The following is a 20,478-nucleotide window of genomic DNA, read 5'->3' on the forward strand; positions in this document are numbered from 1 at the left end:
GGTTTTTCATAAGTAAAGTGACTTGCGGTCGTTTGAGATGAACGGCCAAAATGCGCGTTTCGTCACTTCCCAGTTCTTCTCTTCGATTTGTTGCCGTCGCGGAATATGGTCGAACGTGTACGAATGGTCATCCCATGTCGTCGGCAACGGCTGGTCTGACTCTTTTTGCCACCGTTCAATCCAAGCGGACGGGATGTCGCCTGCGTACGGAGCTTCGCGTGTCAATCCGGCCCACACTTGCGACCAGGCGCGCGGGACAGCTCGGAACCAGTCGTACCCGCCGCCGCCTAGGGCGACGAGTCGTCCTTCTGTGTACTCGTCGGCAAGGCGAGAGGCGATTTGAGGGATTTGTTCGAACGTATGAATCGTCGAGGCGAGATGCGTCAACGGGTCGAACGCGTGCGCATCAGCCCCGTTCTGCGTCAAGATGATATCTGGTTTGAACCACTCACACGCTTCCCGGAGCACGGTCTCGTAACAGCGCAGGAACGATTCGTCTTGGGTGAAAGCATCAATCGGGACGTTCCAACTATAGCCGTAGCCGTTTCCGTTGCCGCGCTCTGTGACCGCGCCTGTGCCTGGGAAGAGGTAGCGGCCGGTCTCGTGAATCGATAGCGTCATCACATCAGCGTCATCATAGAACAGCCATTGGACACCGTCTCCGTGGTGAGCGTCTGTATCGACGTAGAGGACCCGCGTCCCGTATTGCTTGCGGACGTGAGCGATGGCGACGGCGGCATCATTATAGACGCAAAAGCCGGACGCTTTTCGTCTCATCCCGTGATGGAGCCCGCCACCGACGTGAAAAGCGCGTTCGACTTGACCGCTCGCGACGAGTTCAAGCGCATGCATCGTTCCGCCGACGAGCCGGGCAGCTCCTTCGTGAATAGCTGGGAAGATGGGCGTATCTTCCGTCCCGAGTCCGAATTTATTTGCTTTCAGCCCTGACAGTTTACCCGCGGCAGCTGCTTGGACGGCCTCGATGTAGTCGACGTCATGGACAAGCGCGAGCGACTCGACTGAAGCGATCGGTGAGGCGATCCACTCAGAGGCTGACAGTTTTCCGGAATCGACCAGGAGAGATGTCGTCAGCTCCAAACGGATCGGATTGAACGGATGATCCGCGTGGAAGCGGTACGAGTTCTCATTCTCCCCGAATATGTAGGCGGGTCTCATTGGAACATCTCCGGACCCAGTACGTCAAAACCTTCTCGCTTTAATCGATCGATGATGCGCAACGGGTTCATCGTTTGAACACGGAATGAGATGATTCGCTTATATGGATCGGGTGTCGGATGGACGAAGACGTTGATAATATTCACGTTCGTTTTTGCTAAGAGCCGCGTCACTTTTTCAAGTGCCCCGGTCGTATTCTCGACAAGGATCTCGATTTGCGAGCTCGGTTCGAGTGCGCCCGTCAATTGGACGAAATAACGAAGTAAATCGGTTTCGGTCAACACACCGACAAGTTTTCCTTGTTCGACGATCGGCAGGCACGTTAAACGATATTCATAGAACAGGGCGGCCGCGTCTTCAAAAAAATCGTACGGGTGGGCTGTCGTCACGTCTTGACGCATAATGCTCGAGACCGGGTTTTTGAAGTCGGCACGCTCACTCTCTGGATGAAATACACTTGTGGCGCCGCTCATCTCGAACTGACCGACAATCCCGACGACTTGCCGGGCCGGATTGGTGACGATCAAGTGGCGTACTTTATGGTCGCGCATGAGTTTTGCCGCGTGCGCAATCGTATTGGTCGGTTGAATCGTCACGACGTGGCGATTCATCATTTGCTCAATCAGCATCGTAACCCTCCTCAGTCATACATGAACCGGCGGCGAAGCCGGAGTGAATCGAAGTGATCGATCGATTCTTGCCGCACGTTTTTTCCGATGCGGGCCATCAGACAGTTGGCCGGGTGGGACGCGATTTCCGGGTCGTCCGTCGGATAGAAGACAAGACCGCCGTGGTTCATCATTTTCTCCATCACTTTGCGGTAGTCCCAAATCGACAGACCGCTTCCTTTTAAATCCCAGTGCCAATAGTATTCCGTCGTCAAGATTAAAAAATCATCCATATGTGGATCCAGCATCGACACTTCGAGTAGCTGTTTACCGATCCGTTGTCCCCGGAAGCGCGGGCTCACCTCGATGGCGCCGAGCTCGAGAATATACGGATCATTGCCCTCGCTCCAACGTTCATACGGGTCCGGATATAAATACGTGACGTAACCGATGACGAGGTCGTCAACGCGCGCGACGATGATCCGTCCTTCTTTCAATCCGGCAATTTCAACGAGCGCCTTATGTTGGTCTTCTGGCTCTCGAAACGCGGTCAAGCCTTCATCAAGCCGATACGTTGCGAGCACGTCGCTCCCGATTGGTCCATCGATGATTACGGCTCCGAGTGAGGTTTCCCACACTTTTGAATGATATTGTTTTTCCATGGAGTCACCACCTTCTTCACGTTCTATTATAGCGCTTTCATTGCACAACGTTCACACTGTTTTGGAGTTTTTGGAAATTCATTGATTTGTCATAATATTAACACTATACTGAAAGTGGATACACCATTCACTATAGGGGGAGGCGAATCTTTGACGATGGAAAAATTGAAAGCGTTATCAGGGGAACATCAATTAGCGTCGTATGAAGAGGCTTGTCAGTCGTTCGAGTGGACACAAGCAGAAGCGTTATTGTCTTGGAACTTGACTGGAAATGTCAACATGGCGTACGAGGCGATTGATCGTCACGCTGAAGGGGAGCTGGCGGACAAACTGGCACTGCTCTATTTCGATGGGGATCGGGAAGAGCGGTATACTTACGCGCAGATGAAACAGGAAAGCAATCGCGCTGGAAATGTTCTGAAATCGGTTGGGGTGGAGAAAGGCGATCGTGTCTTTGTCTTCATGCCGCGGAGTCCAGAACTTTATTTTATTTTACTCGGTGCGTTAAAGCTCGGTGCGATTGTCGGACCGCTATTTGAGGCGTTCATGGAACAGGCGGTACACGACCGGTTGCTCGACGCGGAAGCGAAAGTCATCGTGACGACAGAGGCGCTGTTGCCGCGTGTACCCGTCGATCAATTGCCACATCTTGAGACGATTTTGCTTGTTGGCGACGACGTCGACGAGTCAGGGAAAATCATCGATTACCGGAAACTGGCGCATGACGCATCGACCGATCTTGATATTACGTGGGTCGACCGGGAAGACGGCATGATCTTGCATTATACGTCGGGCTCGACCGGGAAACCGAAAGGCGTCTTGCACGTCCATAACGCCATGGTCCAGCACTTGATGACCGGGAAATGGGTGCTCGATTTGAAACCGGACGATATTTACTGGTGCACCGCCGACCCGGGCTGGGTGACGGGTACGAGTTACGGGATTTTTGCGCCGTTCTTGAACGGGGCGACGAACGTGATCGTCGGCGGACGGTTCAACCCTGAGTTTTGGTACTCGGTCATCGAGCGGTTCGGCGTCACCGTCTGGTACAGCGCGCCGACAGCGTTCCGGATGTTGATGGGCGCGGGGGAGGAAGCGTTCGAGAAGTACGACTTGTCATCACTGCGCCACATTCTATCGGTCGGCGAACCGCTCAACCCGGAAGTCATTCGCTGGGGCAACGAATCGTTCGGGCTACGCATTCATGACACGTGGTGGATGACGGAGACAGGAGCGATGATGATCTGTAACTATCCGACGATGGACATTAAACCGGGGTCGATGGGGAAAGCGATTCCTGGCTGTGAGGCGGCGATCTTAGACGACCGTGGCCAACCGCTACCACCGCATCGGATGGGCAACTTGGCATTGAAGACGCCTTGGCCGTCGATGATGCGTAAAATTTGGAAAAATGATGCGAAGTACGAGAGCTACTTCTGGGGTGACTGGTACGTATCTGGTGATTCGGCCTATATGGACGAGGACGGTTATTTCTGGTTCCAAGGCCGAGTGGATGACGTCATCATGACGGCAGGAGAGCGGGTCGGACCGTTCGAAGTCGAGAGCCGCCTCGTCGAGCATCCGGCTGTCGCCGAAGCCGGAGTCATCGGGAAACCGGATCCGATCCGCGGTGAGATCATCAAAGCGTTCATCGCGCTTCGCAAAGGCTATGAGCCATCGGACGAATTGAAAGCCGAAATCCAAAAATTCGTCAAAGAAGGTTTGGCGGCCCATGCGGCACCGCGTGAAATCGAGTTCAAAGACAAGCTTCCGAAAACGCGGAGCGGGAAAATTATGCGTCGCGTCCTCAAAGCGTGGGAGTTGAACCTTGAGGCCGGAGACTTATCGACGATGGAAGATTGAGCATAAAAAAGGTCGACACGCGATGTGTCGACCTTTCGTTTGGCTTGCGTTATGAAGCATCCGCCTCTTTCTCGGCTTCTTCTTTTGCTTTCGCTTCATCTTCAGCTTTCTTCTTTGCTTCTTCTTCGGCTTTTTTAGCAGCATCAGCTTTTTTCTTTGCTTCTTCTTCGGCTTTCTTTGCGGCCTCAGCTTTTTGTTTTGCTTCAGCTTCAGCGTTTGCTTTTGCATCAGCATCACGCTTTGCATCGGCATCTTGTTCTGCCTGTTCAGCTTCTTCTTTGGCTTCTTCGGCTTTTTGTTTTGCTTCTTCAGCTTTCTTCTTCGCTTCCTCTTCTTTCTTCTTCTCTTCGAGTTTCTTCTTCTCAGAGAACGTTCCAGAGTCTTTGAAGTCGTCTGGTTTTACGCTAGACGGTTGAGAGAAGCGTGCCCCAGTGTTGAAGATTTCAGGATTGTCGGCGTACACGCGGTTGGCCGTCTGTGACCAGATACGTTGCGTCCGTTGATAATACTGACCTACTTCATAACTGTTTTGCATTTCACCGAATTGTGAGTCAAAACCAGACCACACGGCGAGCGTGACGTTCGGATTCGAGCCAACCAAATACGAGTCGCGGCGATCGTTCGTCGTACCAGATTTACCCATCCAATCGCCAGGGACGTTCAAGAGTGATCGAGCGTACGTCGCTGTTCCTGACGTATAGACATCACGGAGCATGTCGATGACAAGGTAAGACGTACGATCGGTATAGATGCGCGTCTTTTTCGGTTGTTTCTCAAAAATGGTTTCACCGTTATACTCGATGCGCTCGATAAAGTATGGTTCGACATGTTCCCCATAGTTCGCGAGCATCGCGTACGACGCTGCTAGGTTGACCGGACTGACTTCTCCGACACCTAATGCCATCGATGAAGCGTTTCGGTTCGCTTCCGATACTTCAATGCCCATATCGATGAGTTTTTGCGTATCGGCAGTCTTTTGGTTCCGTTCTTCGTAAATCTTAACAGCCGGAACGTTGAGGGAACGTTTCAGCGCTTCACGGGCAGTGACTGGACCGTTGTGTGTTCTACTCTCGTTCAATACTTCTTTTTTCGGTTGTCCTGGACCGGTGAATTTATAGAAATATTTTTCATCTAAAATGACGGTTTCAGGTGTGATCATCCCAGCTTCAATCGCATTCGCGTAAACCAAGATTGGTTTTGCTGTCGATCCGATTTGTCGCTCCATGCGCATAGCTCGGTTCACTTCGTCGGTTTTTCCGTTAATATAGCGGCCGCCGACGAAACCTAGGATGCGTCCTGTCTTATTTTCAATCATGATAGACGCTGTCTGTTCAGGTAACGTGCGGTCTTCTTCTTTGATGTATTGATTTTTATCAAAGTTATTGGCATTTTTAGCCGGTTGTTGCATCGCCTCGTGAACTTCTTTATCAAGCGTCATATGAATCTTGAATCCGCCCTGGCGCAACATATTGTGGGCTCGTTTGGCGTAAGTCGTTCTAATTTCATTTTGTTCTTTCGTTTTTAAATCTGCTAAGACGATGCCGTCTTGTTCGAGCAAGTAATTTGTGACGATCTGTCTAGCTTGAAGCTCTGCTTCTTGCACAACATACGGATAACGATCGCGCGGCTTCGATTGTGTCTTCATGAAGTCTTGCGTGATGTCGTAGTTGTACGCGGCGTCATAGTCTTCTTTTGTGATTTTGCCGGCGACGTACATCCGGTTGAGTACCGTCTTCATCCGATTGATGGCCGGTGACACGTCCTCTTTGATGACACCGCCTTGATAGTAAGGCGTGTAAAGGAACGGGTTTTTCGGAATCCCGGCGAGGAAAGCGGCTTGCGGCAACGTCAGCTTCTCGGCCGACGTGTTGAAGACGCCGCGCGAGGCGGCCTCGATGCCTGAGATGTTGCGTCCCATCGAGTTACGGCCGAACGAGACGACGTTCAAGTAGGCGTTTAAAATCTCATCTTTGTCCATCGCTTTCTCTAAACGGAGGGCAAGCAGGATTTCTTTTGCTTTCCGTTCGAATGAGACCTCGTTCGTCAGCATTTGGTTTTTAATGAGCTGTTGGGTTAGTGTTGAACCACCTGTCCGCTCTTCCGAACCGGTCGCTTCTTGCAGGATGGCCCGAAGCGTCGCTTTCGGGACGACGCCGTCGTGTTCATAAAACTCGACGTCTTCGGTGGCGAGTAAGGCATCGACGACGAAAGGTGAAACTTTATCGACCGTGATCGGTACCCGAACTTCATCGGTCGTATAGTTCCCAATCCGTTCACCGCTTCCGAAGTAAATCTCGGACGTCGATGAGTACGTATTGATTTGTGACGTCATCGTTTTATAGGCTGGAGTCGGCATATCTTTAACGAGTGATGCGAAATATCCGGCCCCGATCCCGGCACCTAAGAAACCGATGAGGACGACAGAGATGATGGTGAGGAGCAAAACGTTCCACGACACATCATAAAATACATTGGCATAACGGCGGGCTTTCAACGACTTTGGTGTGTTCCATATGTCTCGAATCTTCTGCAGCATGACAGCCTCCTTAATATGGTGTAAAACTATTTTAGACAGTATTATATACGATTATAGCACAAGTCCTTGCCCACCTTATCGTGAATGAGCAGACTAATGCAAGTTTCAATCTTGCAGTTGACAACGAGGAAACGTAACTTATAAAATGAATAGCATAGTCAATAATAGTAGACGCGATGAAAAAAACGAAGTAGTCGGTTGACCGCTTGTCCAGAAAGCTAGTGGGTGCTGTGAACTAGCCAATGTCAACGATGAATTACACTTTTGGAGCGTGCCATTCGGCCGGGTTGGGACCGTTATCTCTCGTTTTAAGTGGCCACGGCTGTGGCAATTAGGGTGGTACCGCGGAATCTCCGTCCCTTCTCATTTGAGAAGGGGCGTTTTTTTATGTCAATTGAAGGAGTGGAAAACATGGAACTATTAAAAGATTTAGAATTTCGAGGGCTCGTCAACCAAATGACGGATGAGGCAGGATTGAAAGAGCAACTGAGCAAACCGACGACACTATACACAGGGTTCGACCCGACGGCGGACTCGCTCCATATCGGACACTTGCTACCGATCTTGACGTTGAAGCGTTTCCAAGAGGCGGGACACCACGTCATCGCGCTCGTCGGTGGCGCGACCGGGATGATTGGCGACCCGTCAGGACGGTCGGACGAACGCTCGCTCAACACGCTCGATACGGTCAAAGAGTTTTCGGACCGGATCAAAGATCAGTTGAGCCGCTTCCTCCCGCTCGAAGGGGAGAACCCGATCACGATCCGCAACAACTATGAATGGACAGAAGAGCTGTCGATCATCGATTTCTTACGTGACATCGGCAAGCATTTTCCGATCAGCTACATGCTCGCGAAAGACTCGGTCGATTCGCGCATGGAAAACGGGATTTCATACACGGAGTTCTCATACATGTTGCTCCAATCGTTTGATTTCTTGAAGTTGTACGAGACAGAGAATTGCCGTCTCCAAGTCGGCGGCAGCGATCAGTGGGGCAACATCACGGCCGGGCTTGAATTGATCCGTCGCTTCGGCCATTCGGAGAAGGCGTTCGGTCTGACTGTGCCGCTCGTCACGAAGTCGGACGGACAGAAGTTTGGGAAGACGGCCGGTGGTGCGGTATGGCTCGACGCGGACAAGACGACACCGTACGAGTTTTACCAGTTTTGGATCAACGTCGACGATGCCGACGTCATCAAGTTCATCAAGTACTTCACGTTCATGACGCATGAAGAGATCGACGCGCTCGAAGCGGAAATGACGGCAGCACCTGAAAAACGTGCAGCACAGCGCCGTCTTGCCGAGGAAATGACGAAGCTCGTCCACGGTGAGGCGGGTCTTGACCAAGCGGAACGCATCACGACAGCGTTCTTCAGCGGCGATTTGAAGACACTCAAGCCCGAGGATATGGATGCCGCGTTCAAAGGGATGCCGCAGTTCGAACTCGACGGCGAACGCAATCTCGTCGATCTTCTCGTCGAGGCGAAAATCGCTCCATCGAAACGACAAGCGCGCGAAGACGTCCAAAACGGGGCGATCTACTTGAACGGCGAACGCGAGCAAGCGCTCGACAAGCTCGTCACGCGTGAAGACACGCTCGGGGACTTCACAATCATCCGCCGAGGCAAAAAGAAATATTTCGTGATCCGTCACGTCTAACCAATCCGTCCATGTCCGCAAAGTTTGCGGACATGGACTTTTTTTGTTGTGTCAAATCAAGTGTGGTCTGATACCATTTCAAATATAGAGAACGAGGAGGACGTCTAATGGATATCGAAGAGTTTTTTGGCGAACAGTTTCATCAGTGGCGGGAACGGTTCCGCTATTACGAGATGGCGATCACGGAGCTTGAGAGCGACCTTGGCATCATCGACCTCGATTGGCAGACCCGACTTGGCTATTCGCCGATCGAACACGTGAAGACGCGGATGAAGACGTTGCCGTCGATCATTCGGAAGATGAATCAAAAACAGCTCCCACTCGAAGTGGAAGCTTTATGGGACAATATTTATGACGTCGCCGGCGTACGGATCGTCACGAGTTTCCGCGATGACATCTACGCGATTCTCGATCACTTGAAAAAGCGGGACGACTTACAGATCGACGTCATCAAAGACTATATCGAACATCCAAAGCCGAGCGGTTACCGCAGTCTCCATCTGATTGTGCGGACGAAAGTGTACTTGGCGGAACGTGTCATCTGGGTGCCGGCTGAGATTCAAATTCGGACGCTCGCGATGGATTTTTGGGCGGCGACCGAACATAAGCTTCAATATAAATATCAGCAAAAAATCCCAGAGACGTCGCGACAAGAGCTTATGGAAGCGGCTCGTATGGCAGACGCGCTCGATACGCAGATGGGCCGGATTCGCGAACAGATTTTACAACAATAAAAAAATCCCCTTTCCTGCCGATGCAGGGAAGGGGATAAAAGCATTAACGTGAGTAGTACTCAACGATGAGTTGCTCTTTGATTTGGTCGTTCAATTCAGCGCGCTCAGGGATACGTACGTACGTACCTTCGAGTTTCTCAGCGTCGAACGTGATGAATTCTTTTGTAGCTGGTGCTACTTCAAGAGCTTCAGCAATCGCTTTGAAAGTTTTCGATTTTTCGCGAACCGAGATGACTTGACCTGGTTTTACACGGTAAGACGCGATGTCTACGCGTGAACCGTCAACTTGGATGTGACCGTGGTTGACGAGTTGGCGTGCTCCACGACGTGTGCGAGCGAGGCCCATACGGTAAACGAGGTTGTCAAGGCGTGACTCGAGCAAGAACATGAAGTTCTCACCGTGGATACCTTGCATTTTCCCAGCATCGTTGAAGATGCGACGGAATTGCTTCTCGTTGATTCCGTACATGTGACGGAGTGCTTGCTTCGCTTGAAGCTGAAGACCGTATTCAGAGATTTTACGACGACCATTGCCGTGTTGGCCTGGTGCGTAAGGACGTTTTGCTAATTCTTTACCCGTTTCGCTAAGCGAGATGCCTAAGCGACGCGAGAGTTTCCAAGCTGGACCTGTGTAACGAGCCATGATTGGACTCCTCCTTGTTGTTCATGTATTTTGCACAAAAGAACAACGGTGTCAAAGACGGGTGACGCCCCTTTCTAGGTTCAAGCACCTTCACTTGATAGCGAAGCTACAAGATGCTCCTCCGACTCAGTCGAGGCCCGAAAGGTGGATACGTCTGTCTAGGACTGCTATCGTCATTTCATGCACAAAAATCAGTATACGATGGATCGGGCAGCTTGTCAATCAGATGAAGCGAAGTAATGTCTGGCAAAATTGCTCTAAGCCTTGGCGATCGACTTCTGAGAAGCGATCGAACTCGGGACTGTCGATATCGAGGACGCCGATCGTTTTGCCGTCACGGATGAGCGGGACGACGATTTCAGAGTTCGAGGCCGCATCGCAGGCGATATGGCCTGGGAATTGGTGGACGTCGGCGATCAACTGTGTCTCTTGTGTCGATGCGGCCGTGCCGCAGACGCCTTTGCCGAAGGCGATATGGACGCAAGCAGGAAGACCTTGGAACGGTCCGAGGATGAGGCTGTCGTCACCGTCAGTCAAATAGAAGCCGACCCAGTTGATGCGGTCAAGAAACTGGTTGAGCAGAGCGCTCGCGTTCGAAAGGTTAGCGACTTGGTTCGTCTCTCCTTCGAGCAGGGCAGCGAGTTGTTTGTTAAGTAAGTCATAGCCGGCGGCCAGGTCGCCAGAGTAAGTAGTAGTTTGGAACATTTGTTTCCCTCCTATATCAAGATGTATTTCAGATTAGCATCATGGTACACGCATTTTTTTATTTTGTCTCCCAAAAAGAATTTCGCGGAAAATAACATTCTCTCCCTAAACCGTTGGAAAACCTATGCAAAACATTGTTTCTATAATATGATTATTAATATCTATACTTATAAAATACTTCATTTTCTTCTTAAAGATACATAAGTCCACGAAAGCGGCTTGGAGGTTGTTACAGAGATGGATTACGGAATATACGGAATTTTAATTGGAATTATTGTCATCGCTCTAGGAGCAATGTTAGGTAGTATGCTAGCTAGACGAAGTTTTTACCAGAAAATTGATGATTTGGATATGCGAAAACAAGGCATCCTGAGTGCGAGTGTCCCGGCCGAGCTTCAAAAGTTCAAACAGTGGCCGATGGAAGGCGAAACGAAAGAAAAATTCGAACGCTGGCACCAGTCGTGGGATGAACTCGTCAGCGTCCACACGGGTCAAATCGATGAGGCGCTATATCGTTCAGAGGAAGACCTCGACAAATATCGTTTCCTTAAAGTCAAATCAGACTTGGCTGCGACCGAACAGTTGATCGAAGAACTCGAATCGATGGTTCACGCGATGCTCGATGAGATGGCAGAGTTTAACGACTATCATGCCTCCCTGCTAGATATCGTCAAAAAAGACGAGAAAGAACTGTATCAGTTCCGCAAGACGCTCATTTCTCAAAATAGCGCTTTTGGCCCGACATACGATCTCGTCGAAACCGAAATCGCTGTTGCGGAAGCGAAACGGACCGAGATGATGACGCTCAAGCAAGAAGGGCAAGTCTCAGAGGCGTTCATGGCCGGCCAAGTCCTGTCTGAAAAGGTGACGAAGATCCGTGAACTCGTTCAAGTGATTCCCCAGTTTGTCCGGACGGTTCAATTTGACTTAAAGCACCAACTGAATCAACTGCGTGCGGGTCATAAAGAAATGCAGATGGATGGCTACGCCCTCGAGACGCTCGGGTTAGTCGAAGAGATCGAGCAGGCAGAAGACCGCCGTCTTGCGCTCATGACTCGGATCGAACAGCTTGATTTTGAACACTTTGAAACGGACATGCAGCAACTCAGTTCGGATATCGATCAATTGTTCGAGGCGTTCAGCTCCGAGGTCGATGCAAGGCAGTACGTAAAAAAAGAGTTTGCTGGGGTCAAAGAACGCGAACGTCAGACGAACGAATTGATGACGCGCCTTCACCAAGAGATGTCGCGTCTTGTCAGCAACTATGAGATCAACGCCCGGGTCGGTGAGGAGTTCGAACAATTGGACCGGGAACGTGCGGTGCTCGCTGCGAACGTCCTCGATATCGAACAAGCACTCGTCGCTCAGGTGATTCCGTTCAGTCTGATCAAATCAAAAGTGCAAGATGCGAAACGGTCACTCGACCAGTTCGGTGCGATGCATGAACGGTTTATCGAAAATACGAACTCGCTTCGTAAAGAAGAGCTCGAAGTTCGAAATAAACTCGAGTCATGGAAGAAGGAATTGTCCGCTCATCGTCGCCTCTTGGCGAAGAGCGCGATGCCGGTCGTTCCGACTGATTTGACGAGTGACATGCGACAACTTCAAAAAGGGGTGCAGTCGCTAGATGAACAGTTCGAGAAGGCACCGTTCAACATGACGTATATCGTCGGCCTCAGTCACGATGTCGAGGAAACGATGGATAACTTCCGTGACCGCGTCAAAGCACTGCTCCGGCAAGTGACGTATGCGGAACAGTTGCTCCAGTATGCGAATCGGTACCGTCGTCGTGATAACGAGGTGCATGTCGCCTTGACGCTCGCTGAGAACAAGTTTTTACACGGCGAGTACGGTACGGCCGTCGAAATCGGTGAACGTGTGCTCGGACGCTTCGACGAAGGAGCGGCTCGCGAGATCCGTCAACGTGTTGAAAAAGGTCTGGAACAACAAGATATGCTTCGAAAATAATCTATGCATGAAGATTGACGTAAACGGGAATTAACGTAGACGTCAATCTTTTTTGAATCGAGGAGGAATTTTGTGATGGGAACGCTTTGGGTAAACGGAAAGATCTATACGCTGAACAAGGAACATGAAATGGCACGGGCGATGTATGTCGAGCACGGACGCGTGTTGAAACTCGGGGAGGAAGGTCATCTTCGCCGTACATACGCGGGCCGGATCAAACAGATTGTGAACCTCGAAGGGAAGAGCGTGTATCCGGCGTTTACGGACTCGCACATTCACTTGATCGGATATGGCGAGGCGCTCGACCGCATCGACGCGACCGAGACGACGGATTTAAACGCCTTGCTCGAAGCGATGAAAGCGAAGTCGGGAGGGGACGACTGGATCGTCGCTGAAGGCTTTAACGATCGTCTGCTTGGACAGATGCCGACACGTGAGATGATCGATGCCGTCATTCCGGATCGCCCGGTCGTCTTGAAGCGCGTCTGTCGCCACGTCGCCGTCGTCAACTCGAAAGGCCTCGAGCGCTTAGGCCTCATTCATCACACCGTCATTGAAGGCGGGAAGCTCGGACGTGATGACGACGGGAAATTGAACGGCGTGTTGTACGATGCGGCGCTCGATCTGCTCCATAAAGAGCTCGGCGGAAATCGTGAGAAGAACGTCGCCTCGATCCGTCGGGCCGTCGACTCGTTGTTCGCCCATGGGATCGTCGGAGCCCACACGGAAGACTTGTTCTACCACGGAGACCCGCTCGAGACGATTCAAGCATATGAAGATGTGCTTCAAGAACTTCCGTTCCATGCCCATCTGCTCGTCCATGAACAAGTCGTTGATCAATTGCTGCAAAAAGATGCGCTTGCGAAGCGCCTGCGCTTCGACTTCGGGGCGATGAAGATTTTTGTCGACGGTTCGTTCGGCGGCCGGACGGCGCTCTTGTCCGAGCCGTATGCAGATGAAGTCGGGCAACGCGGGATCGAAGTCCATCGCCCGGACCACCTCGAGGCGCTCGTCAAAAAGGCGCGCTCATACGGGATGAACGTTGCGGCTCATGTCATCGGAGATGCGGCGGCTGAGCAGTTCATCACGCTGCTCGAGAAGTATCCGGCGAAACGAGGGACGCGCGACCGCATCATCCACGCTTCGCTATTGAACGATTCGCTGTTGAAGCGGATCAGTGCGTTGCCGGTCCTCATCGACGCGCAACCGGTCTTTTTGTCGGATGATATGGACTTGTTGTTCGACCGCCTAGGCAACGAGCGGGTCGACGACGCGTATCGGTTCAAATCGATGCTCGATACGGGTGCGCTCGTACTCGGGGGTAGTGATGCCCCGATCTCTTCTGTCGACGTCAGAAAGGGGCTCTATGCCGCTGTGACACGACAATCGTTTGAAGCGTCGGGTGCACTGAATCCAACGGAACGTCTGTCGATGTACGAAGCGCTACGGAGTTTCGCCTACTCACCGCGTGTCGCGACTGGGACGCATGGCCGTGATGGCCTGTTGATTCAAAGCTATAATGCGACGTTCACCGTATGGGAAGAGGATTTCTTCGACTTGAACGGACAAGATATTTTGAGCAACCGACTTGTCATGACCGTCGTCGAAGGTTCGCCCGTCTACGAGGCAGACGTCATCAAAGCATGAGAAAAGGCTAGTCGTCCGCGATGGACGACTAGCCTTTGTCAGTTTAGAAGAAAGAGCGTTGCACTTTGTGCCAGAACGAGTTGGTTTTCAACTTGACCGTTTTGACGACCTTGTCCGACAATTCGATGTCGATCCGGTCTGTATATTTCAGACTAAGCGCTTCGTTATCCATGCCGATAATCGGATAATCGTTTCCGTCTTCAATGATGCGGAGCGACAGCTTGCGTGATGCGTGGACGATGAACGCTGAGCCGAGCGTGCGGTAACGGTTGTTGTTCACCGAAGCAATTTCACTCACTTGCATGCATGGGATGAGCGGGTCGACGACCGCGCCATTCAACGATTTATTGTAGGCGGTCGATCCCGTCGGTGTCGATACGACCATTCCATCCCCGCGGAACGTCTCGAAGTGGAGGTCGTCGATGTAGACTTCGATCGCGAGCGATTTGATGATACTCGATTTGATCGATGCCTCGTTCAGGCAGAGGAGTGGCGACGATTCGTTGATCGAAGCGGATAAGAGCGGATATTTCCGTACTTCGAGACCGGCTTCGATCCGGGCAGAGTTATCCGAGAATAAACGGTCGACTTCGTCGAGTTTATGTATATCGAAGTCACAGTAAAATTCGTTGAGGCCGCGGCCGAAACCGACATAGATGGCGTCTTGACGGAACCCGGTGTAACGAACGGCCTGTAAAAACGCGCCATCTCCCCCGATGGCGACGATGATGTTGGCATCTTCCGGGCGGTCCATGATGTTGAAACCATGTTTCTCCCCGATCTCTCTTAATTTTTTTACCTCTTTCGTGAACTCGTTGACGTTACGATGGTGCAGATACACGTTGTTTCTCATCTAAATCATCCCCTTTGTCAATTGTGTCTTTCTCATTATAACTTGTTTTAGGCGTCCGATATAGGGAAAATGACAATCAGGCCGTCTGAAGCAGGATGCTTGTCTTCGTGACGGCACCATCGATATGATGAAGAAGTAAAATTCAGAACAAGGGGATGATTTGATGCCAACATTTAAAGGGAATACAGTCACATTGCAAGGGAATCCAGTGAAAGTGGGAGATGCTGCACCCGATTTCACCGCCCTCACGACTGCACTCGAAGAAGTGTCGCTCGCGTCTTACCCAGGGAAGAAATTGATTAGTGTCGTCCCATCGATCGATACAGGACTATGCGACACGCAAACTCGTGCGTTCAATGAAAACGCGGCATCGCTCGGTGGAACGGTATTGACCGTCTCGAACGATTTACCGTTCGCCCAGCGACGCTGGTGTGCGGCGTCAGGTCTCGATAACGTCATCATGTTGTCAGATCACCGCGACCAGTCGTTTGCGCATTCGTACGGCGTGCTCATGGAAGAGCTTCGTTTGCTAGCCCGGTCAGTCTTCGTGATCGACTCGGAAGGAACTATCCAATACGTTCAGTATATGGATGAGATGACAGACGAAGTCGATTTTGACGCGGCGCTTGAAGCGTTCGACGCGGCAAACTGATTCACTTGGCGAAACGTGGACGAATAGCTTACACTATATTGTAGTTAACCAACCGGCTCTCGAAACGAGAGCCGGTTTTGTATGGAGGAGATGAACGACTATGGAACGATTTGAACAGTTGTACCGAGATTGGAAGAAAGAAACGAAAAAATTGGTGGCCGACCTCGATTTATTGCCGCTCGAAGCTTTGATCGAAGTGTTTGAACGAGTCGACGTTGAATCGGAGAAACCGGATGACGTGCGCAAGGCAGTGAGTCTGCTTGTGCTTGAAGAGACGACAACGCTTCCGCCGAACCATCAACCGACACCGGACGCAGTCAGCTTATTCATCGGATATTTGGCGACGAAGCTCGTCAAAGACGGAGCGAACGTGCTTGAACTCGGAAGCGGCACCGGGACTCTCGTCCACGCCATTTTATCGCAAGTGAAAGACGCGACCGCACAAGCCGTCGAAGTCGATGAACTGATGCTTCGTTTGTCATATGCGATCAGTAATTTGCTTAAAAAGCCGGTTTCTTACTTCCATCAAGACGCACTTGCACCGCTGTTCGTCGAGCCGAGTGACCTCACACTCGTCGATTTGCCGATCGGTTATTATCCGAACGACGAAGTGGCGAGCGGTTATGAGTTGAAGCGAGAAGAAGGTCATTCCTATTCTCACTTCTTGATGATCGAGCAGGCGATGCGGCATACGTTGCCGGGAGGCCATGGTGTCTTCGTCATCCCGAACAATTTGTTTGAACAGGATGATGAAGGGAAATTAAAACAGTGGATGGACCGAGAAGCGGTCGTGAAAGGTGTCCTCCAACTGCCGACGACGATGTTCAAAGATGAACGGTATGCGAAGAGTATCCTCATCTTACAGAAGCAAGGCGAGGGCGTCACACGCCCGAAACAAGCGCTCCTCGTCGAGTTGCCATCGTTCACTGATGTGCGCGCTGTTGCCAATATTGTGAAACAGATTGATGAATGGTTTAAAACAACATAATATTTATTGGGCAAAAGACTTGAAAAACATATGCCATATCAAGTATCTTCATTATGATACAGTTATCGGTTTTAAAGAGAACAGATAAAGAAACGTGTTTAAATCGAAAGGTAAGAGGTGTATGACATGACAAAAATTATGGCAGTCAACGCAGGTAGTTCGTCACTGAAGTTCCAACTTCTCGAGATGCCATCTGAGAACATGCTCGCGCTTGGTCTCGTCGAGCGCGTTGGGAAAGACGATGCGATCTTTACTATTAAATACGGCGAAGGGCAAAAGTTCAACGTCGTCACACCGCTTCACACACATAAAGAAGCGGTCGAGCTTGCGCTCGAAAAATTGATTGACCTTGGAATCATGGCTTCGTTCGATGAAATTTCGGGTGTCGGGCACCGTGTTCTTCACGGGAAAGAACTTTACGCGGATTCAGTCGTGATCGATGAGGAAGTGATGAAGAACATCGAATCGTTCGTCGAACTCGGACCGCTTCACATCCCACCTAACTTGACTGGGATTCGTGCGTTCCAAACGATTTTGCCGAACGTGCCGCAAGTCGCCGTGTTTGATACGGCTTTCCACCAATCGATGCCGGAAGAAAACTTCCTGTACAGCCTCCCGTACGAGTACTACACGGAACACGGTGTACGGAAATATGGTTTCCACGGGACGAGCCACAAATATGTCACGCAACGTGCTTCTGAGTTACTCGGTCGTCCGCTCGAAGATTTGCGCTTGATCTCATGCCATCTCGGCAGTGGGGCGTCAATCGCGGCGGTTGCCGGCGGTCGTTCAATCGATACGACGATGGGCTTCACGCCACTTGAAGGAATCACGATGGGAACGCGCTCAGGATCACTCGATCCGGCCCTCATCCCGTTCCTTATGCAAAAAACGGGCAAGTCGGCTGAAGACGTATTGAACGTCATGAACAAAGAATCAGGCGTTTACGGTCTCTCGGGTATTTCAAGTGACTTACGTGACATCGAACAAGCTGCAGCAGAAGGTAACCACCGGGCTGAAGTGTCACTTAAAATCTTCTCGAACCGGATTCACGGTTACATCGGTCAGTACGCTGCTGAGATGAACGGCGTCGATGCCATCATCTTCACGGCGGGTGTCGGTGAAAACTCTGACGTCATTCGTGAGCGTATCCTGCGTGGGCTTGAATTCATGGGCGTCTACTGGGATCCATCACTCAACAACGGAGCGCGCGGCAAAGAGTTGTTCATCAACTATCCGCATTCGCCGGTCAAAGTCATCATCATTCCGACGAATGAAGAATTGGTCATCGCCCGCGATACAGTTCGGATCGCAAACCTTTTAGAAACACACGCTTAATCCACACAATTTAACCTCTCTAGTCGCGCTGTTCATCCGAACAGCGCGACTTTTTTTAGTTCTTTTGTCATAGTTCATCCGGGAAAATTGTGTCTAAAGGATTATCCGGGAGACGCGCGCTGTAATAAAAAGAGTCGGAAAACGATACGTTTGTAACGTTTGAGTCATATTGAAACCAATAATTGGAATTTAATATGACACAAAAGGTCGTATATCTGTAAAGTTGTCATCCGTCGTTAAAATAGTCCGTTTTTGTAACACTCCTGTAATTTTAGTGTCATTCAAATGAATTTTAGTTGTAAACGCACGTCCGGTTGTTTCGTCATATAGTTATCTGGACGAAACATTACTCGTCTTGACGCATCGTGTTTATGTTTGAACGTAACAATCACCAAGAACTGACAACTATGAAAAACGACAAAACAAACCGACTAGGAAAGGACGAACCTCATGTTTAAAAAAATTGGAACGGTCTTATTACTGACGGTCATGACATTCGCCATGCTTTTACCGCAACAACCAGTAGAGGCGTCTTCTAAAATTTATGTAAAAAGCCAAGTGAACGGATTGAACGTTCGCTCAGCGGCTACGATTAATGGTAAGGTACTTGGAAAAATCAATAAAGGACAACAACTCCAGCGCACTGGTACAAAAGGGGCTTGGATTCGCGTCAACTATAAAGGCAAGGCCGGTTGGATCGCAACCAAATACTTACGCACCGTTAAACCGGTTGCGAAAGCGAGCGTGAAATCGTATACGATGAACGCTTCTGCCTACACACCATACTGCAAAGGGTGTTCAGGTAAGACGGCACTCGGATGGAACGTTCGTACACAAAAACATAACGTCGTCGCTGTCGACCCGCGCGTCATCCCGCTCGGTTCTAAAGTACAAGTGTATGTCGGTGGTAAGTTGATGGGTACGTACACGGCGGCTGATACAGGCGGCTCTATCAAAGGACATAAGATCGACATTCTCATGTACTCGCAAAGTGCGGCCATCAACTTCGGTCGCAAGACGGTCACGGTCAAAGTCTTGTAAGCCAATAAAAAAGAGTCATCGCAAACGCGATGACTCTTTTTTAATGAAATTATTGACGAACGATCAAGACGTCGCACTTCGAGTACCGGACGATGCTCTCGGATACGCTACCGATAAAGAAGCGTTCGACCGCATTCAAGCCGGTCGCTCCACAGATGATAAGGTCAATTTCGTGATTTGGTGCGATTTTTTTCGCAATCGTCACTTTAGGCGAACCGTATTCGATGACCGTTTCGACTTCTTTGACACCACGTTCTTTGGCCCGATTGACATAGTCGTCGAGCAGTTCTTTCGCATAAGTTTCTGCACGTTCAGTAATCGTCCGATCGTATGCTTCGACCGTTGCGAACGTCCGTGTATCGATCACGTGACCGATATACAGTTTTCCGTCGTTTCGAAGTGCGACGTCGATTGCTGTTTCGAATGCGCGTTCCGCCTCTTTCGAGCCGTCGACGGCAGAAAGGATATGTTTGTAGACAATTGCCATGTAAATCCCAACCTTTCGCTTGAAATGTACGTGCGGCTTACATATATAGTATACCACTTCACTCGAAATTCACGCCCGCTTCTTTTGAGAATGTGTGAAATTTTCACAACTTTCTTACGGAACAGGTTGAAGTTTGGAAATCAATAGATGGAACGGGTAAGATGATACAGAGGAGGGATGACGATGAAACACGTAGTCATCACGGCTGGTGCGAAAGGGATCGGCCGGGTTGTAACGGAACGACTGTTGGAGGAAGGCTGGTATGTCAGCGTGCTTCAACGAAAACCGATTGATTGGGAGCACGAACGGCTACATATGATCGAGACACCGTTGACGGACCGAGAAGCGGTGACGGCCGGTTATGACGAGGCGGTGAGCAAGTTCGGTGAGCCGGACGCTTTGATTTTGAACGCGGGTCCATATATTTTCGAACGAAAATGTCTCGTTGATTTGACGGACGAGGAGTGGGAGGAAGTGATCACCGGGAACTTGTCCGCCTCGTTTTGGCTGATGCGTCGGGCGATTCCGGATATGCGGGCGAAGCGGTTCGGTCGTATCATCACGTACGGCTTCCCTGAGAGTGTGACGGCACCGGGCTGGTTGCACCGGTCCGCCTTTGCTGCCGCGAAGACCGGTCTCGTCAGTTTGACGAAGACGGTCGCGCTCGAGGAAGCGGTGCACGGTATCACGGCGAACATGATCAATCCGGGTAACATCGTCGGTGCGCAGAAAGAGATGCGGATCGAATCCGCTGAACCGGATAATCAAACACCGGTCGGTCGGCATGGGACCGGCGAAGACATCGCGCGAATGATCATGTTCTTGCTCGCGCGGGACTCGGACATGGTCACCGGGGCGGTCATCGATGTGACCGGAGGCGTCAACGTCGTCCACCAATATCGAAAGTAAGGAGTGCTT

Annotated in this window: 18 protein-coding genes and 1 other annotated feature; of the genes, 10 read left to right on the top strand and 8 right to left on the bottom strand. The window is 50.8% G+C overall.

The genetic code is table 11. The features are described from left to right. Nucleotides 1-6 precede the first annotated feature (6 nt). From KNP77_RS03085 to KNP77_RS03095, 3 genes are read right to left on the bottom strand one after another with little or no spacing between them, the layout of a single operon-like run. Nucleotides 7-1,176, bottom strand: coding sequence for an acetoin utilization protein AcuC (locus tag KNP77_RS03085; RefSeq protein ID WP_131463848.1), 1,170 nt, complete (start codon nt 1,174-1,176; stop codon nt 7-9). Continuing rightward, nucleotides 1,173-1,805, bottom strand: a complete 633-nt coding sequence (locus KNP77_RS03090) for an acetoin utilization AcuB family protein (RefSeq protein ID WP_070329481.1) — start codon at nt 1,803-1,805, stop codon at nt 1,173-1,175. The genes KNP77_RS03085 and KNP77_RS03090 overlap by 4 nt, the downstream gene beginning before the upstream one ends. 11 nt (nt 1,806-1,816) lie before the next feature. Beyond that, nucleotides 1,817-2,446 (bottom strand): GNAT family N-acetyltransferase, encoded by a 630-nt coding sequence (locus KNP77_RS03095; protein WP_070329482.1) that lies wholly within the window; start codon nt 2,444-2,446, stop codon nt 1,817-1,819. A gap of 156 nt (nt 2,447-2,602) precedes the next feature. On the opposite strand from KNP77_RS03095, the gene acsA reads away from it, so the two are divergent. Beyond that, nucleotides 2,603-4,309, top strand: a complete 1,707-nt coding sequence (gene acsA / locus KNP77_RS03100; protein WP_214888646.1) for an acetate--CoA ligase — start codon at nt 2,603-2,605, stop codon at nt 4,307-4,309. Between the two features lie 49 nt (nt 4,310-4,358). Here the strand turns inward: acsA and KNP77_RS03105 are convergent, their stop codons facing one another. After that, nucleotides 4,359-6,845 carry a transglycosylase domain-containing protein gene (locus KNP77_RS03105; RefSeq protein ID WP_214888439.1) on the bottom strand — a complete coding sequence of 829 codons (2,487 nt, stop codon included), beginning with the start codon at nt 6,843-6,845 and terminating at the stop codon, nt 4,359-4,361. Between the two features lie 167 nt (nt 6,846-7,012). Continuing rightward, nucleotides 7,013-7,209: a binding site (T-box leader), on the top strand. 47 nt (nt 7,210-7,256) lie between these two features. Between KNP77_RS03105 and tyrS the strand changes: the two genes are divergently transcribed. After that, entirely contained in the window at nt 7,257-8,504 is a 1,248-nt protein-coding gene (gene tyrS / locus KNP77_RS03110) for a tyrosine--tRNA ligase (RefSeq protein WP_070329484.1), read from the top strand. A gap of 107 nt (nt 8,505-8,611) precedes the next feature. Beyond that, nucleotides 8,612-9,238 (top strand): GTP pyrophosphokinase, encoded by a 627-nt coding sequence (locus tag KNP77_RS03115; RefSeq protein ID WP_131490408.1) that lies wholly within the window; start codon nt 8,612-8,614, stop codon nt 9,236-9,238. A 43-nt stretch (nt 9,239-9,281) separates the two neighbouring features. Here the strand turns inward: KNP77_RS03115 and rpsD are convergent, their stop codons facing one another. Together rpsD and KNP77_RS03125 are read right to left on the bottom strand one after the other, a co-directional pair. Beyond that, the gene (rpsD, locus tag KNP77_RS03120; protein ID WP_016508465.1) at nt 9,282-9,881 is read right to left on the bottom strand and encodes a 30S ribosomal protein S4; all 600 of its coding nucleotides are present in this window, start codon (nt 9,879-9,881) and stop codon (nt 9,282-9,284) included. 222 nt (nt 9,882-10,103) lie between these two features. Next, entirely contained in the window at nt 10,104-10,586 is a 483-nt protein-coding gene (locus KNP77_RS03125; RefSeq protein ID WP_070329486.1) for a GAF domain-containing protein, read from the bottom strand. A gap of 237 nt (nt 10,587-10,823) precedes the next feature. On the opposite strand from KNP77_RS03125, the gene ezrA reads away from it, so the two are divergent. After that, nucleotides 10,824-12,554 carry a septation ring formation regulator EzrA gene (gene ezrA / locus KNP77_RS03130; protein WP_131443037.1) on the top strand — a complete coding sequence of 577 codons (1,731 nt, stop codon included), beginning with the start codon at nt 10,824-10,826 and terminating at the stop codon, nt 12,552-12,554. Between the two features lie 75 nt (nt 12,555-12,629). Further along, a complete protein-coding gene (locus KNP77_RS03135) occupies nt 12,630-14,201 on the top strand; it encodes an amidohydrolase (RefSeq protein WP_214888442.1) in 1,572 nt (523 codons plus the stop codon). A 43-nt stretch (nt 14,202-14,244) separates the two neighbouring features. Here KNP77_RS03135 and KNP77_RS03140 read toward each other — a convergent pair whose 3' ends face one another. Further along, on the bottom strand, nt 14,245-15,054 hold the full coding sequence (locus tag KNP77_RS03140; protein WP_214888445.1) for an NAD kinase: 810 nt from the start codon (nt 15,052-15,054) through the stop codon (nt 14,245-14,247). 163 nt (nt 15,055-15,217) lie between these two features. Between KNP77_RS03140 and tpx the strand changes: the two genes are divergently transcribed. From tpx to KNP77_RS16055, 4 genes are all read left to right on the top strand, one after another. Further along, nucleotides 15,218-15,706, top strand: coding sequence for a thiol peroxidase (tpx, locus tag KNP77_RS03145; protein WP_071397833.1), 489 nt, complete (start codon nt 15,218-15,220; stop codon nt 15,704-15,706). 100 nt (nt 15,707-15,806) lie between these two features. Continuing rightward, the gene (locus tag KNP77_RS03150) at nt 15,807-16,694 is read left to right on the top strand and encodes a class I SAM-dependent methyltransferase (RefSeq protein WP_071397832.1); all 888 of its coding nucleotides are present in this window, start codon (nt 15,807-15,809) and stop codon (nt 16,692-16,694) included. Between the two features lie 126 nt (nt 16,695-16,820). Next, nucleotides 16,821-18,032 (top strand): acetate kinase, encoded by a 1,212-nt coding sequence (locus KNP77_RS03155; RefSeq protein ID WP_070329492.1) that lies wholly within the window; start codon nt 16,821-16,823, stop codon nt 18,030-18,032. A 450-nt stretch (nt 18,033-18,482) separates the two neighbouring features. Further along, nucleotides 18,483-19,073 (top strand): 3D domain-containing protein, encoded by a 591-nt coding sequence (locus tag KNP77_RS16055; RefSeq protein ID WP_131463844.1) that lies wholly within the window; start codon nt 18,483-18,485, stop codon nt 19,071-19,073. 49 nt (nt 19,074-19,122) lie between these two features. Here the strand turns inward: KNP77_RS16055 and KNP77_RS03165 are convergent, their stop codons facing one another. Then, nucleotides 19,123-19,560, bottom strand: a complete 438-nt coding sequence (locus KNP77_RS03165) for a universal stress protein (protein WP_016508455.1) — start codon at nt 19,558-19,560, stop codon at nt 19,123-19,125. Between the two features lie 183 nt (nt 19,561-19,743). On the opposite strand from KNP77_RS03165, the gene KNP77_RS03170 reads away from it, so the two are divergent. Next, a complete protein-coding gene (locus tag KNP77_RS03170) occupies nt 19,744-20,469 on the top strand; it encodes an SDR family oxidoreductase (protein ID WP_214888448.1) in 726 nt (241 codons plus the stop codon). The last annotated feature ends 9 nt before the right edge of the window (nt 20,470-20,478 follow it).

This window comes from Exiguobacterium sp. s142 (assembly GCF_018618455.1).
GTDB lineage: Bacteria > Bacillota > Bacilli > Exiguobacteriales > Exiguobacteriaceae > Exiguobacterium > Exiguobacterium aurantiacum_A.

Excerpts from the sequence above, each read along its gene's own strand:
- KNP77_RS03085 (WP_131463848.1), bottom strand. The coding sequence starts at position 1,176 with ATGAGACCCGCCTACATATTCGGGGAGAATGAGAACTCGTACCGCTTC.
- KNP77_RS03090 (WP_070329481.1), bottom strand. The coding sequence starts at position 1,805 with ATGCTGATTGAGCAAATGATGAATCGCCACGTCGTGACGATTCAACCG.
- KNP77_RS03095 (WP_070329482.1), bottom strand. The coding sequence starts at position 2,446 with ATGGAAAAACAATATCATTCAAAAGTGTGGGAAACCTCACTCGGAGCC.
- acsA (WP_214888646.1), top strand. The coding sequence starts at position 2,603 with ATGGAAAAATTGAAAGCGTTATCAGGGGAACATCAATTAGCGTCGTAT.
- KNP77_RS03105 (WP_214888439.1), bottom strand. The coding sequence starts at position 6,845 with ATGCTGCAGAAGATTCGAGACATATGGAACACACCAAAGTCGTTGAAA.
- tyrS (WP_070329484.1), top strand. The coding sequence starts at position 7,257 with ATGGAACTATTAAAAGATTTAGAATTTCGAGGGCTCGTCAACCAAATG.
- KNP77_RS03115 (WP_131490408.1), top strand. The coding sequence starts at position 8,612 with ATGGATATCGAAGAGTTTTTTGGCGAACAGTTTCATCAGTGGCGGGAA.
- rpsD (WP_016508465.1), bottom strand. The coding sequence starts at position 9,881 with ATGGCTCGTTACACAGGTCCAGCTTGGAAACTCTCGCGTCGCTTAGGC.
- KNP77_RS03125 (WP_070329486.1), bottom strand. The coding sequence starts at position 10,586 with ATGTTCCAAACTACTACTTACTCTGGCGACCTGGCCGCCGGCTATGAC.
- ezrA (WP_131443037.1), top strand. The coding sequence starts at position 10,824 with ATGGATTACGGAATATACGGAATTTTAATTGGAATTATTGTCATCGCT.
- KNP77_RS03135 (WP_214888442.1), top strand. The coding sequence starts at position 12,630 with ATGGGAACGCTTTGGGTAAACGGAAAGATCTATACGCTGAACAAGGAA.
- KNP77_RS03140 (WP_214888445.1), bottom strand. The coding sequence starts at position 15,054 with ATGAGAAACAACGTGTATCTGCACCATCGTAACGTCAACGAGTTCACG.
- tpx (WP_071397833.1), top strand. The coding sequence starts at position 15,218 with ATGCCAACATTTAAAGGGAATACAGTCACATTGCAAGGGAATCCAGTG.
- KNP77_RS03150 (WP_071397832.1), top strand. The coding sequence starts at position 15,807 with ATGGAACGATTTGAACAGTTGTACCGAGATTGGAAGAAAGAAACGAAA.
- KNP77_RS03155 (WP_070329492.1), top strand. The coding sequence starts at position 16,821 with ATGACAAAAATTATGGCAGTCAACGCAGGTAGTTCGTCACTGAAGTTC.
- KNP77_RS16055 (WP_131463844.1), top strand. The coding sequence starts at position 18,483 with ATGTTTAAAAAAATTGGAACGGTCTTATTACTGACGGTCATGACATTC.
- KNP77_RS03165 (WP_016508455.1), bottom strand. The coding sequence starts at position 19,560 with ATGGCAATTGTCTACAAACATATCCTTTCTGCCGTCGACGGCTCGAAA.
- KNP77_RS03170 (WP_214888448.1), top strand. The coding sequence starts at position 19,744 with ATGAAACACGTAGTCATCACGGCTGGTGCGAAAGGGATCGGCCGGGTT.